Source organism: Pseudomonas triclosanedens (assembly GCF_026686735.1).
Taxonomy (GTDB): Bacteria; Pseudomonadota; Gammaproteobacteria; order Pseudomonadales; family Pseudomonadaceae; genus Pseudomonas; species Pseudomonas triclosanedens.
In genome coordinates, this window is the sequence record NZ_CP113432.1 from 3,810,922 (window position 1) to 3,824,349 (window position 13,428).

Consider the following 13,428-nt stretch of genomic DNA (forward strand, 5'->3'; position numbering starts at 1 on the left):
CGATTGCCCGTGCCACGCCTGATAAAGAAGAAACCATGTCCCTGCCCAAACACCATCTGGAACTGCTCAGCCCTGCCCGCGATGTGTCCATCGCCCGCGAGGCCATCCTGCATGGGGCCGATGCCGTGTACATCGGCGGCCCGAGCTTCGGCGCGCGGCACAATGCCTGCAACGAGGTGAGCGATATCGCCCAGTTGGTGGAATTCGCCCACCGCTACCACGCGCGCGTCTTCACCACGATCAATACCATCCTCCATGACAATGAGCTGGAGCCGGCCCGCGCGCTGATCCACCAGCTCTACGACGCCGGTGTCGACGCACTGATCGTGCAGGACATGGGCATCATGGAGCTGGACATCCCGCCGATCGAGCTGCACGCCAGCACCCAGACCGACATCCGCACCCTGGAGCGCGCCAAGTTCCTCGACCAGGCCGGTTTCTCCCAACTGGTGCTGGCCCGTGAGCTGAACCTTGCGGAAATCCGCGCCATCGCCGACGAGACCGACGCCGCCATCGAGTTCTTCATCCACGGCGCGCTGTGCGTGGCCTTCTCCGGCCAGTGCAACATCTCCCACGCCCAGACCGGCCGCAGCGCCAACCGTGGCGACTGCTCCCAGGCCTGCCGCCTGCCCTACACCCTGAAGGATGACCAGGGCCGCGTGGTGGCCTTCGAGAAGCACCTGCTGTCGATGAAGGACAACAACCAGAGCGCCAACCTCAGCGCCCTGGTGGACGCCGGCGTGCGCTCCTTCAAGATCGAAGGGCGCTACAAGGACATGGGCTACGTGAAGAACATCACCGCCTATTACCGCCAGCGCCTGGACGGCATCCTCGCCGAACGCCCGGACCTCGCACGCGCCTCCAGCGGCCGCACCGACCACTTCTTCGTGCCGGACCCGGACAAGACCTTCCACCGCGGCAGCACCGACTATTTCGTCAGCGAACGCAAGATCGACATCGGCGCCTTCGACTCGCCGACCTTCACCGGCCTGCCGGTGGGCACCGTGGAGAAAGTCGGCAAGCGCGACCTGATGGTCGTCACCAAGGATCCGCTGTCCAACGGCGACGGCCTGAACGTGCTGGTGAAGCGCGAAGTGGTCGGCTTCCGCGCCAACATCGCAGAGCCCAAGGGTGAGTTCGAGGAAGACGGCGAGAAGCGCTACCGCTACCGCGTCGAGCCCAACGAGATGCCCGAGGGCCTCTACCGCCTGCGCCCGAACCACCCGCTGTCGCGCAACCTCGACCACAACTGGCAGCAGGCACTGCTCAAGACCTCCGCCGAGCGCCGCATCGGCCTGTCCTGGGTTGCCAGGCTGCGTGAAGAGCGCCTTGAGCTGACCGCCACCAGCGAGGAAGGCGTGACTGTCAGCGTCGCCCAGGATGGCCCGTTCGGCGCCGCCAACAAGCCGGAGCAGGCGCTGGAGCAGTTGCACGACCTGCTCGGCCAGCTCGGCACCACCCAGTACCACGCCGACAGCATCGAGCTGGACGCCCCGCAGGCGTTCTTCATTCCCAACTCGCAGCTCAAGGCACTGCGCCGCGAAGCCATCGAGGCGCTGACCGAGGCACGTGTGAAGGCGCATCCGCGCGGTGGCCGCAAGGCCGAGACCAGCCCCCCGCCGGTGTACCCGGAATCGCACCTGTCCTTCCTGTACAACGTGTACAACCAGAAGGCCCGCGACTTCTACCATCGCCACGGCGTGCAACTGATCGATGCCGCCTACGAGGCCCACGAGGAAACGGGCGAAGTACCGGTGATGATCACCAAGCACTGCCTGCGCTTCTCCTTCAACCTTTGCCCCAAACAGGCCAAGGGCGTGACCGGCGTGCGCACCAAGGTACAGCCGATGCAACTGATCCACGGCGACGAAGTGCTGACCCTGAAGTTCGACTGCAAGCCGTGCGAAATGCACGTGATCGGCAAGATCAAGAGCCACATTCTCGGCCTGCCGCAGCCAGGCAGCGACGGCGTCAGCAACATCGTCGGCCAGATCAGCCCGGAAGACCTGCTCAAGACCATCCGCAAACCAGCGCAGTAAGCTGCCAGGCGCGACGAATCCCGTCCGATGACGGGGTTCGCCGCGCTGCGATCTGCCCCGCCGCCCCCTGCGCAACTCCCCGATCCCCGGCTATGATCGGGACATGACTCCCACTCCCCCGCTCCGCCAGCAATGTCCGCCCGGTGTCTGCGACTGCGACCGCGAGCGGCTGCTGGAAAACCCCGGCGCCGATCTGCGCATCCTCCTGCTGACGCGGATGGAAGAGCAGCGCCTGCTCGAACGCCTGGAAAACCTCAAGGACCTGGACGACCTGCGGCGCATGCAGCAGAAGCTCTTCGAGCAACTCGGTATCCGCCTGCATATCGCTCCCGGCCTCAACGAAGTGCGGACCATGCGTGGCATCGAGTTCGGCTTCGATGAGCAGCCCGGCCTCTGCCGCAAGACCCGCCAGGCGATTCCCGCCGCGATCCGCCGCGGCATGGAGAGGAACCCGGAAATAGCCTGGCGCCTGCTGGATTCCCACGACCTGCTGGGCGGGCTCTAGCTACACCTCGCCCCTACTCCCCGGCTGCCTTCATCGCCCCGGCCAGCTCGGCACTGCCGAGCTGTTCCAGGCGCTCGGCGGCGCCCAGCCGGTCGCGGTCTTCCTTGTTCTGGCTGAGCTTGGACTTGCCGACGATCTCGCTGATCTCCACCTCGATGCCGACGATGTTTTCCAGCATGCCGCTGATGAACTCCGGGGTGGAGTCACTCATCTTCCACGGTTTGTCCTCGCTGGCTTCATGGGTACGGGTCAGGCGGCCGACCACGCCACGCACGAAGCGCTCCTCGTCCATCACCTTCAGGCGGCCGCGCACATGCACCACCTGGTAGTTCCAGGTCGGCACCTGGCGATGCGCTTCGTGCTTGCTCGGATACCAGTTGGGCGAGACATAGGCATGCTCGCCGCGGAAGATCACCAGCACTTCCTCACCGTCGGACTCCCGCCACACCGGGTTGCTACGCGCAACGTGAGCGCGCAGCAGTGGCTTCTCGCCGGAGAGTTCCAGTTCGAACGGCAGGTGATTGGCATCCAGCACACCGGCATGGCCGGTCACCAGGATGCCCAGCGAGTGCTCGCGGATCAGCCGGTGCAGTTCGTCCGGGCGGTTTTCCTGGAAGTGCGGGGGTACGTACATGGAGACCTCGAATTCAGCGTAAGGCGTTCATCATGACCACGTATTGGAGCCCTATAAAGATCCATTGCCCGGCTTGTTCAAAGAACCAATCCGCAAGGCCACGGATACTGGCACAGCGCCTGCAAAGTCGTGCTGGACGCCATGCCAACCGCCCCCTACTCTAGCCTCGGCCAGCATTCGCCCAGGATGGCAGACAAAGGCTCCTTCCCAATGACCGCACCCGAGTTCCCCGCCATACCGCCCCGGCAGCGCCAGGGGCGAATTCCGCCGAGCCTGGAGCCTGCGTTCGCCGCGTACGTCATTCAGAATTACCGGCGTTTCCTGCTGGCGATCAACTTCATTGCAATGGCGGCCTACGATGCCTACGCACTGGCCGACGCCCTGCTGATTCCCGACATGGCCAGAGAGTCGCTGTTCCTGCGCAGCGGCCTGAGCCTGATCGGCCTGCTCAATATTTTCCTGGTCTTCCGCTTCAGCCGCAGCGTGCTGCTGATGGACCTGCTGATGCCGATCCACGACATCATCTCCACCATCGCCTGGTTCGAGCTGCTCAAGCGCAGTGCCTCACCGGACGTGCCGTTCTTCCTGTACGCCTCGGTGGTCTTCATCGTCCTCGGCAACCTTGGCGTGCGCTACTCGTTCCGGGGCATCGCACTGATCTCGGGGCTGATCTCGGCGATCATCCTCTATAACGTCTGGACCATCCACGACGGTCAGGCCCGGCCCGTACTGACCTTCACCCTGGTCTATCTGCCGGTGCTGGCCTTCAGCCTGTTCATCAGCTGGACCAACATCAGCGGCGTGCGGCGTGCCTTCCTCGCCGACCTCGAAGGCCGCCAGCAGCGCACCGAACTGGCCGCCCTCAACCTTCGTCTGCAGGAGATGGCTACCACCGACGCCCTCACCGGCGTGGGCAACCGTCGCGCCCTCGACCGCCAGCTCGGCGAAAGCTGGGGCGGGATGCGCACCAATGGCCGTCCGTTCGCCCTGCTTCTGGCCGACATCGACTACTTCAAGCCCTACAACGACCACTACGGGCACCAGAAAGGCGACCAGTGCCTGCAGCAGGTAGCGACGTCGCTGGCCGGCACCCTGCGCGATGGGCAGAGCAGCGTGTTCCGCTACGGTGGCGAAGAATTCGTGGTGCTGTTGCAGGCCGGCCATGCCGACGACCTGCGCTGCGTGGCCGAACGCCTGCGCGAGCGCGTGGTGCAACTGGGCATCGAGCACCTCCATCGTCCGGACGAGCTGCGCTACCTGACCATCAGCCTGGGCGCGGCGATGGCCGACGAAACCGGCCTGCACGAACCACACGACCTGCTCGCACGCTGCGACCAGCGCCTCTACCAGGCCAAGCAGGAAGGTCGCAATCGAGTGCAACTCGGCGGCTGCGCGACAATCTGATCAGCTATCACTGACTTAACGCAGGGACCTGACGTCATACTGCGCGACCATAGCGCCGAGCACCCTTGGGCCTGCGCCAAGGGAACAGAGCGAGCGAACCCGAGTGAAACGCGATATCCGCCTTGCCGTACTTCTCCTGTCGATCATCAGCCTTACCGTGACGGCTGCCACCGTCTGGGAGCTGTGGTCCGCGCGCGAGCGCACGCTGGCGGAAGCCAATATCCATAACCTCAACCTGACCCAGGCACTGGATACCTACGTCGAAGGTATCGTCACCCAGAGTTCCATGCTCCTGCTCGGTCTCGCCGAGCGCCTGGAGCACGACGGCAACACACCGCCGCAGCTCGACCGCATGCGCCAATTGGTACTGCGCCAGCAGCGCCTGCTCAACCAGCTCGACGATATCGTCATCTACGACGCCCAGGGCAACTGGCTGATGTCCTCCACCGGTACCGTGCCAGCCGGAGCCAACGGCGCCGACCGCACCTTCTTCATCCACCACCGCAACGATCCCTCGCTGGATGCCTACATCGGCGAACCGATCCGCAGCCGCACCAGCGGCAACTGGGTGATTACCGTCAGCCGGCGCTACAACCACCTGGATGGCAGCTTCGCCGGGGTCATCTCCGCCACCCTGGGCGTGGAAAACTTCCTCCAGTTGTTCGGCAAGATCGACATCGGCAAGTACGGCGCCATCGGCGTCGCCCTCAACGACGGCCAGGTGCTGGTGCGCTACCCCTTCCGCGAAGGCGACATGGGCCGCGTGCTTTCGCGCTCGCCGATCTTCACTCGCTACCTGGGCGAGGCACCGGTCGGCACCGCATCGTTCAGCTCATCGCTGGACGGCATGGAGCGCATCTATGCCTTCCGCCGCAACGAACGCTACCCGCTGGTCACTTCGGTCGCCCTGGGCAAGGACGAAGCGCTCGCCGCCTGGCGCGCCGAAGCGCTGCGCGCGCTGAGCATCGCCTTCGGCCTGCTGATAGTGATCATCGTCATAGGCAGCCTGCTGATCCTGGCGATCAAGCGCCGCATCGGCACCGAACAGTTGCTGGTCAGCGCCCGCGAAGACCTGCTCAAGGCCAACAGCCAACTGGAAGTTCTGGCCTCGCGCGACCCGCTCACCGGCCTGGAAAACCGTCGCCGCTTCGATGACAACCTCGCCGCCGAACTGCGTCGTGCGCAACGCGAGGGCGCACCGCTGGCGTTGCTGCTGATCGACATCGACTACTTCAAGCGCTTCAACGATACCTACGGCCACCCGGCAGGCGACGAGTGCCTGCGGCAGATCGGCCAGTTGCTCGCCGAAAGCGTGCGGCGCCCCGGCGACCTGGCCGCGCGCTATGGCGGCGAGGAATTGGCGGTGATCCTGCCCAATACCGATCTCGCCGGCGCGCTGGCTGTCGCCGAGCAGTTCATGGAGCGCCTCGAGGACAGCAACCTGCCCCATGTCGGCAGCCCGTTCGACCGGGTGACCGCCAGCATCGGCGCCGCCGCCCTGCCCGCCGGCAAGGCCGGCACCAGCGCCGCGCTGATCGAAGCCGCCGACCGGGCTCTGTACCGCGCCAAGGCGGCAGGACGCAATCGCCTGGAAAGCTCCACCAGCCTGCAAGGGACGCATCCATGATGTTCGCCGAGGAACTGCTCGACACCCTGCGTCAGGCGCGGCATGTGGTGGTTTTCACCGGAGCCGGGGTTTCCGCCGAGAGCGGCATTCCCACCTTCCGCGACCGCCTGGACGGCCTGTGGTCACGCTTGCCACCGGCCACTCTGGCCACCACCGCGGCCTTTCGCGCCGATCCATCGCTGGTCTGGGGCTGGTACCAGTGGCGGCGCACCCTGGTGCATCGCGCACAGCCCAATCCAGCCCACCGCGCCATCGCCGAACTGGCCGGGATGGTTCCGCAACTGACGTTGATCACCCAGAACGTCGACGATCTCCACGAGCGTGCCGGCAGCCAGGATGTCATCCACCTCCACGGCCAACTGGAACGCCCGCGCTGCTTCACCTGCGGCCGGGAACCCGGCAGCCCGCTGCCGGCCCCCGACGAGCCACAGGCCGGCCGCCACGTGATACCGCCCGCATGCGAGCATTGCGGCGGCCCGCTGCGCCCGGGCGTCGTCTGGTTCGGCGAGAGCCTGCCAGCGGATGCCCTCAGCCAAGCCTTCCACGCCGCCGAGCAATGCGATCTGCTGATCTCCGTCGGCACCTCCGGGGTGGTCTACCCGGCGGCCGAGATTCCGCAGGTGGCCTGGCGCATGCGCGCAACCGTGCTGCACGTAAACCCGCAGCCCGGCCCACTGCATGGCGAACGCGAATTCGCCCTCGCCAGCGCCGCGGGCGTGGCCCTGCCGGCGCTGCTGGACGCGGCTTTCGCCGGTTAGGCGCAGGGCAAACGGACGACGCAGGCGCGGGCAACTCCGCGAATGGCTGGAAGGGTCATTGGGGCCGGACTGGCACCTGCTGCGTCACTCCATCGGTAATCCGGCAAAACCCGTCGCGCACGCCGGACTCCGGTGCGTACATGCCGCCGGCGACGACGAACACCAGGTTGACCCTGGAGCCGGAACCCGCCTGCTCCACCTGCACGTTCAATGGAGCAGTGCGTTCGCTGAGGATGACGTCCTGGTAGGCCGAGATGGCGCCTCTCTTGGCGTCGGCGTTCTGGATATAGAAACCCTCGCGCACCAGGCTCTTGTGCGCACGGTCGTAGGCTGTGGCGAAGGGTGTGTTGGGCAGCGATACGCTGGAAGTGAAAGTCTTGCCAGTCAGCAGTGAGCCACTGACGGTGAAATTATCGGCGCATTCCTTGCCGGTCTTCTGCGTGGCACAGCCCGACAGTACAGCCACGCCAAGCAGCAGCGTCATGATTTTCTGCATCGTTCATCCCTGATCCCGCATTGAAAGAACCGCATCCTCGGAGGCGGCGAAGGGACTTAATTAGCCCAAGACGGGCTCCCTGACCAGAGTTTTTCTCACTCGATGAGACCGGGCGCACTGCACCGGCTGTCCTCTGCCCGCTCAAAATCGGGGCCATCGCCATTCATCCTGCAATTTTTCCAGCCGCCCTCGCCCGCTCGCCTACGCTTCTCTCTGGTCCGATCCAGCCCAGGGGGAAACATGACGAAGAATCTGGACACCAGTCGCCGGAACCTGATGCGCATGGCCGCCGTGACACTGGCCGTCACGCAACTGCCCGGTGTCACGTACGCCGCGAACGAACCGGCCAAGGCTGCGCCCAAGGCCGGCGGGCATACGCAATTCCAGGCGCTCAAGCAGATCGATGCCGGCGCACTCAGCGTCGGCTACGCCGAGGATGGCCCGGCGGATGGGCCGGTAGTGATCCTGCTGCACGGCTGGCCCTACGACATCTACAGCTTCGTCGATGTAGCGCCGGCGCTCGCTGCGCAGGGCTTCCGGGTGATCGTGCCGTGGCTGCGCGGCTACGGTGCTACGCGCTTCCTTGCCGACACGACCCGGCGCAACGGCCAGCCCGCCGCCGTGGCAAGCGACATCATCGCGCTGATGGACGCGCTGAAGATCGACCAGGCCGTACTCGCGGGCTTCGATTGGGGCGCACGCACCGCCGACATCATCGCCGCCCTGTGGCCGGAGCGCTGCAAGGCGCTGGTGGCGGTCAGCGGCTACCTGATCGGCAACCAGCAGGCCGGCAAGCAGCCGCTGCCGCCGGAAGCCGAACACCTCTGGTGGTACCAGTTCTACTTCGCCACCGAGCGCGGCGAAGCCGGCTATGCGAAGAACACCCGCGACTTCGCCAGGCTCATCTGGAAACAGGCGTCACCGAAGTGGGACTTCGACGAAGCCACCTTCGAACGCAGCGCCAAGGCGTTCGATAACCCCGATCACGTCGCCATCACCATTCACAACTACCGATGGCGCCAGGCCCTGGCTGAAGGCGAGCCGCAGTACGACGAACTGGAACAGAAACTGGCCAAGGCACCGAGCATCGGCGTACCCACCATCACCCTGGAAGGTGACGCCAACGGCGCCTTCCATCCTCCACCCAAGGCATACGCCGCGAAGTTCACAGGAAAGTACGAGCATCGGACGCTGACCGGCGGGATCGGCCACAACCTGCCGCAGGAAGCGCCCGGCGAGTTCGCGCGGGCAGTGGTGGATGCGAGCAGGCTGTAGCACCTGCCTGCCGATCAGTTGCCGCGGGGTTGCAGGTAGCGTTGCAGCGCAGCCAGGCCCCCGAAGTGCAAGCCCGACCAGCATTTTCCGCGCCCACAAAAAAGCCCCGCGAATGCGGGGCTCTTTCTGCAAGTGGCGTCGATCAGACGGCGCGAACTTGCTCAGCCTGCGGGCCTTTCTGGCCAGCGGTCACGATGAAGGTGACTTTCTGGCCTTCGTCCAGGGACTTGTAGCCGTTACCTTCGATCTGACGGAAGTGAACGAATACGTCCGGGCCGCTCTCCGGGGTGATGAAGCCGAAGCCCTTCTCGGAGTTGAACCACTTGACGGTGCCATTTTGACGTTCGGACATGATGTTGTCTCCAGATATTGATTGCTAAAGGCTGGCCGAATGCCGACCGGCCATGAGCTGAATGCGTAGTGAAGAGGTGCCGGGGAGATGGAACATCGAATAGACAGAACATCAAGTCGCGGCGCTTTACCGGGCAGGCAGCGCGAGCAGAATACAGCGGACACAGAGAATTGGTAGTTTTTTTTATCATAGGCGGGGGTATTTGACGGGCGGTCGACGTGGCGACACGCTGTTTCAGAGGCCGCCTCACCGCGGATTCAGTGGCTCAGAGCATGGCTGGACAGCCAATTCAGGGTTCTTCCCGGCCGTGTCAGTGCCTCGATGAAACTCGGCCCCCAGAAGCGGATGTCGTTGGCCTGCAGCACCGCGAACATGTCGCGATGGCGCGCCTTGCGCTCACCCAGAGGCATGCGCAGGGCGGTGTCGATGGCGCTGGCCAGTGCGTCGCGGTCGTGGGGGTTGATGATCAGCGCGCCGTCCAGTTCGGCAGCGGCGCCAGCGAACTGGGAAAGGATCAGCACGCCGGGATCGTCCAGATCCTGCGCCGCCACGAACTCCTTGGCGACCAGGTTCATGCCGTCGCGTAGCGGCGTCACCAGGCCGATGCGCGCCTGGCGCATGACCATCGCGATGTCCTCCCGGCTGTGATTGCGCCCCACATAACGCAGCGGCACCCACGACACCGCGCCGAAGCGGCCATTGATATGCCCTACCCTGGCGCTGACGGCGGCCTCGATGTCGGCGTACTCGGGAATATCCTGACGGCTGCCCGGAGATATCTGCAGGCAGGTCACGCGGTTGTGCCACTCGGGGAAGCGCTCCAGGAAGCGCTCGTAGCCATCCAGCCGATTGACGATTCCCTTGGAATAATCGAGGCGGTCAACCCCGACCATCAGCGCGCGGCCGCCAAGGCTCTCGCGCAGGTCTTCGGCGGCCTGGCTGCGTTCGGCGCGCTCGGCCAGTTGGCGAAAGCCCTCTGCATCCACTCCCACGGGGAAAACCCCGACGCGAAAGTGCTGGCCCTCCAGGTGATAGCGTCGACCATCGGGCGTGGCGGCGCCGACCACGCGGGTCAGGTAGCGGGAGAAGTTGCTGGCGTCGTTCTCGGTCTGGAAGCCGATCAGATTGTATTCGGTGAGCGCGCGGATCAGCTCGGCGTGGTGCGGCATCGCGGTCAGCAGGTCCGCCGGCGGCATGGGAATGTGGAGGAAGAAGCCGATGCGGTTGGCGTGCCCGCGGGCGCGCAACGCGAGGGCGAGCGGGATCAGATGGTAGTCGTGCACCCAGAGCACGTCGTCAGGCTCCAGCAACGGGCTGAGGCGCTCGGCGAAGAATTCGTTGACGCGCCGATAGCCGTCGAAATCGGCCTCGCTGAACTCGGCGAGGTCGACCCGGTAGTGCAGGATCGGCCAGAGCACGCGGTTGGCGAAGCCGTTGTAGTACTCGTCGAAGTCCTGCGGGTGCAGGTCGGTGAGGATGTAGGTGAGATTACCGCGCTGGGCGATGGTCAGCGGCCCCGGCTCCTCGGCCTTCTCGCCGCTCCAGCCGAACCAGATGCCATCGCGCTGGCGCATCGCGGCCTCCACCGCCACGGCAAGTCCGCCAGGCGCCGCCGGGTGGGTATCGTCCGGCACCACGACCCGGTTGGAGATCACCACGAGGCGCGGCATAGACCTTCCTCCCAGCCGATGGACAGGCGCATGGCGGAGTTGATCAGCCCGGCCATCGAATAGGTCTGCGGGATATTGCCCCACAGCTCGCCCGTGTGCGGATGCAGGTCCTCGGAAAGCAGCCCGTAGCGGTTGCGCGCGGCGATCAGGTCCTCGAACAGCGTACGGGCCTCGTCGCGGCGGCCGATGGCAGCAAGTGCATCGAGGTACCAGAACTTGACCACCAGGAAGGCCGTCTCCGGCACGCCGAAATCGTCCGGCGCGGCGTAGCGCAACAGGTGGCCGTTGACGTTCAACTCACGGCCGATGCACTCGACGGTGGCGATGAAACGCGGGTCGTCGGCGTCGATGATCCCCAGCTCGTTCATCAGCAGCACGCTGGCGTCGAGATCGTCGATGCCGAAGCTGCCGGTGAAGCATTGTTTGCGCTCACTCCAGGCCTCGCGCAGGATGCGCTCGCGCAAGCCGGCAGCCCGGGTCATCCAGTCGCGCGCAGCGCTCGTGCGGCCGAGCCTGCCGCAAAGCCTCCCGACGCGGTCGCAGGCGACCCAGCAGAGCAGCGCGGAATGGGTGTGGATGCGTTGCCGGCCACGGTATTCCCAGATACCGGCATCCGGCTCGAAGGCGGCGTGCGCGGCCTTGGCGGCCAGCGATTCGAGCAGTTGCAGCATGCCGTCGCTGCTTGGGGTGGGCAGGCGGTCATCCACGAAGCTCTGCAGCACCGCGAGCACCACGGAGCCAAACACATCGTGCTGATTCTGCTCCACCGCCTGGTTGCCGACACGCACCGGAGCGTGATGGAGGAAACCAGCCAGGTCAGGCTCGACGCGCTCGCCAAGATCGATGTCGGGAATGATGCCGTACAACGGCTTGAGTGCGGCGTCACCGCTGGCGACGGTGGTGATGAAGTCGATGTAGCCCTCCATCGTGCGGGTGGCGCCCAGCCGGTTGAGCGCGAGGATGACGAAATAGGCGTCGCGCAGCCAGCAGTAGCGGTAGTCCCAGTTGCGCTGGGAACCCGGCGCCTCGGGAATGGAGGTGGTGGCAGCGGCGATGATCGCGCCGGTTTCCTCGAAATTGCACAGCTTGAGGGTGATCGCAGAGCGAATCACCACCTGCTGCCACTCGAAGGAGATCGCCAACCCTCGCACCCAGTCGTGCCAGTGCCCCTGGGTGCGCTTCAGAAACTCGCGCACGACTTCGCCCGGCGCATTATCCAGCGGCTCGTCCATGCCGATCATCATGCTCACCGGGTGGCGCAGGGCGAAGCGGGTCTCGTTGAGCACATAGGACAACGGCGCGTCGGTGGTCAGGCGGATCGGCTCGTCGCCGTCCAGGTAGCGGATGTGGCTGGAGCCGGCCACCGCGCGGCGCGGCTTGCCGTAACCGTGGGTCGGGCGTACGCGCAGGGTGACCTTCGGCAGCCCTTCCAGCGGCTCGATCAGCCGGCAGAGCTGCGCCGGACGAAACATCCGGCCGTATTGCAGGAAACGCGGCGCGAAGTCGGTGATGCGCACGGCGGCACCGTCGCCGTTGCGCAGGATGGTGGTGATGATCGCGGTGTTGCGCTGGTACTCGGAGGTATGGCTGGCCAGGCCGTCAAGCAGCACGTCGGCAAAACCCTTCTCCTCGTCGCCGGCCAGCAGCCGGGAGAACGCGGGATCGCCATCGAAGTTCGGATAGCACCACCACACCAGCCGTCCCAGCGGATTGACCAGCGCGGCCACCCGGCAGTTGCCGATCAGGCCCAGTTCCAGCGCACCATCGTGCAGTTCAGTCATCGGTGGTTTCCTCCTGCCGCCGTTATCAATGCAGTGCGGACCGCCGCGGCGTCGGCAAAGACCGCACTCGCCCCCGGCAACGTGCGCCCGACTGAGAGACCCAGCCCTTGCAGGCCGGACATCAGGACCAGGGCGGGGTGATCGGTCAGGTCGTCGCCGATGAACAGCGGGCAGCGCCCGGCGAAGGCCGCGGTGGCCATCAGGCGCCGCACGGCGACGGCCTTGTCCACGCCGTCGACGACGATTTCGTAAACCCGCTTGCCGCCAAGCAGGCGCAGGCCGGCGCCTTCCGGTGCATCGAGCAGCGCCAGCAAGGCCTCGCGCAGCAGCGGCGCGCGCTCGGGCACGGCGCGGTAATGCAGAGCGAAGCTGCTGCCCTTGTCTTCGGCCAGCACGCCAGGGTTGGCGCAGGCCAATGCGTTGAGGCGCACCCGCACGCAAGCGGGCAGATCCTTGCCGGTGCGGCGCAGCGGGCTGTCGCCGGTTTCGCGCCAGTAGGCACCGTGGGCGCCGCTGGCAGGCAGGCGCAAGGGATGGAACAGCCGGTCCAGCTCTTCGACCGGGCGACCGCTGATCAGGGCCAGGGCACCGTCGAGACGCCGATGCAACTGCGCGAGCGCATCGACCAGTCCGGGCGGGACGTGCACCGCGCCAGGAGTCTCGGCGATGTCCAGGAGGGTTCCGTCGACATCCAGGAACACTGCTGTCTGCCGGTGCTGGCCAAGCCAGAGTTGCAGCAACGCAGTGGCTGAGACCTCGCTTTGCGGGGGCCTCATGGCCGTGTCGACAGGTCCTCGTTGCGGGGGACGTGACATAAGCCATTTCTCCGTATGCAGCTCGTGCCGATGCGCCTGCGAAGCCACATCGGACGGTTGAGGGAGAAAGGG

General features: G+C 65.6%; 12 protein-coding genes. 6 read left to right on the forward strand and 6 right to left on the reverse strand.

Translation table 11 applies throughout. From position 1 onward, the window contains the following. Nucleotides 1-35: 35 nt before the first annotated feature. Complete coding sequence (locus OU419_RS17675) at nt 36-2,039, forward strand: peptidase U32 family protein (protein WP_254475679.1); 2,004 nt, start codon at nt 36-38, stop codon at nt 2,037-2,039. A 103-nt stretch (nt 2,040-2,142) separates the two neighbouring features. Further along, a complete protein-coding gene (locus OU419_RS17680; RefSeq protein WP_254475678.1) occupies nt 2,143-2,544 on the forward strand; it encodes a hypothetical protein in 402 nt (133 codons plus the stop codon). A gap of 13 nt (nt 2,545-2,557) precedes the next feature. On the opposite strand, the gene OU419_RS17685 is transcribed toward OU419_RS17680, so the two are convergent. Next, nucleotides 2,558-3,178 (reverse strand): FMN-binding negative transcriptional regulator, encoded by a 621-nt coding sequence (locus tag OU419_RS17685; protein ID WP_254475677.1) that lies wholly within the window; start codon nt 3,176-3,178, stop codon nt 2,558-2,560. A gap of 210 nt (nt 3,179-3,388) precedes the next feature. On the opposite strand from OU419_RS17685, the gene OU419_RS17690 reads away from it, so the two are divergent. From OU419_RS17690 to OU419_RS17700, 3 genes are all read left to right on the forward strand, one after another. Further along, nucleotides 3,389-4,582: a GGDEF domain-containing protein gene (locus OU419_RS17690; protein ID WP_254475676.1), complete on the forward strand. Its 1,194-nt coding sequence runs from the start codon at nt 3,389-3,391 to the stop codon at nt 4,580-4,582. A gap of 103 nt (nt 4,583-4,685) precedes the next feature. Continuing rightward, nucleotides 4,686-6,209 carry a sensor domain-containing diguanylate cyclase gene (locus OU419_RS17695; protein WP_254475675.1) on the forward strand — a complete coding sequence of 508 codons (1,524 nt, stop codon included), beginning with the start codon at nt 4,686-4,688 and terminating at the stop codon, nt 6,207-6,209. Beyond that, complete coding sequence (locus tag OU419_RS17700) at nt 6,206-6,967, forward strand: SIR2 family NAD-dependent protein deacylase (RefSeq protein WP_254475674.1); 762 nt, start codon at nt 6,206-6,208, stop codon at nt 6,965-6,967. Before OU419_RS17695 ends, OU419_RS17700 begins: the two co-directional genes overlap by 4 nt. Before the next feature lie 55 nt (nt 6,968-7,022). On the opposite strand, the gene OU419_RS17705 is transcribed toward OU419_RS17700, so the two are convergent. Next, a complete protein-coding gene (locus tag OU419_RS17705) occupies nt 7,023-7,463 on the reverse strand; it encodes a hypothetical protein (RefSeq protein ID WP_254500565.1) in 441 nt (146 codons plus the stop codon). Between the two features lie 240 nt (nt 7,464-7,703). On the opposite strand from OU419_RS17705, the gene OU419_RS17710 reads away from it, so the two are divergent. Further along, a complete protein-coding gene (locus OU419_RS17710; RefSeq protein ID WP_254475672.1) occupies nt 7,704-8,738 on the forward strand; it encodes an alpha/beta fold hydrolase in 1,035 nt (344 codons plus the stop codon). A gap of 142 nt (nt 8,739-8,880) precedes the next feature. Here the strand turns inward: OU419_RS17710 and OU419_RS17715 are convergent, their stop codons facing one another. From OU419_RS17715 to otsB, 4 genes are all read right to left on the reverse strand, one after another. Further along, nucleotides 8,881-9,090, reverse strand: a complete 210-nt coding sequence (locus OU419_RS17715; protein ID WP_254475671.1) for a cold-shock protein — start codon at nt 9,088-9,090, stop codon at nt 8,881-8,883. Between the two features lie 257 nt (nt 9,091-9,347). Further along, the gene (gene otsA / locus OU419_RS17720) at nt 9,348-10,760 is read right to left on the reverse strand and encodes an alpha,alpha-trehalose-phosphate synthase (UDP-forming) (protein ID WP_254475670.1); all 1,413 of its coding nucleotides are present in this window, start codon (nt 10,758-10,760) and stop codon (nt 9,348-9,350) included. Continuing rightward, nucleotides 10,742-12,541 carry a glycoside hydrolase family 15 protein gene (locus tag OU419_RS17725; RefSeq protein WP_254475669.1) on the reverse strand — a complete coding sequence of 600 codons (1,800 nt, stop codon included), beginning with the start codon at nt 12,539-12,541 and terminating at the stop codon, nt 10,742-10,744. Before OU419_RS17725 ends, otsA begins: the two co-directional genes overlap by 19 nt. Beyond that, entirely contained in the window at nt 12,538-13,317 is a 780-nt protein-coding gene (gene otsB / locus OU419_RS17730) for a trehalose-phosphatase (RefSeq protein ID WP_254475668.1), read from the reverse strand. The genes OU419_RS17725 and otsB overlap by 4 nt, the downstream gene beginning before the upstream one ends. Nucleotides 13,318-13,428: the final 111 nt, after the last annotated feature.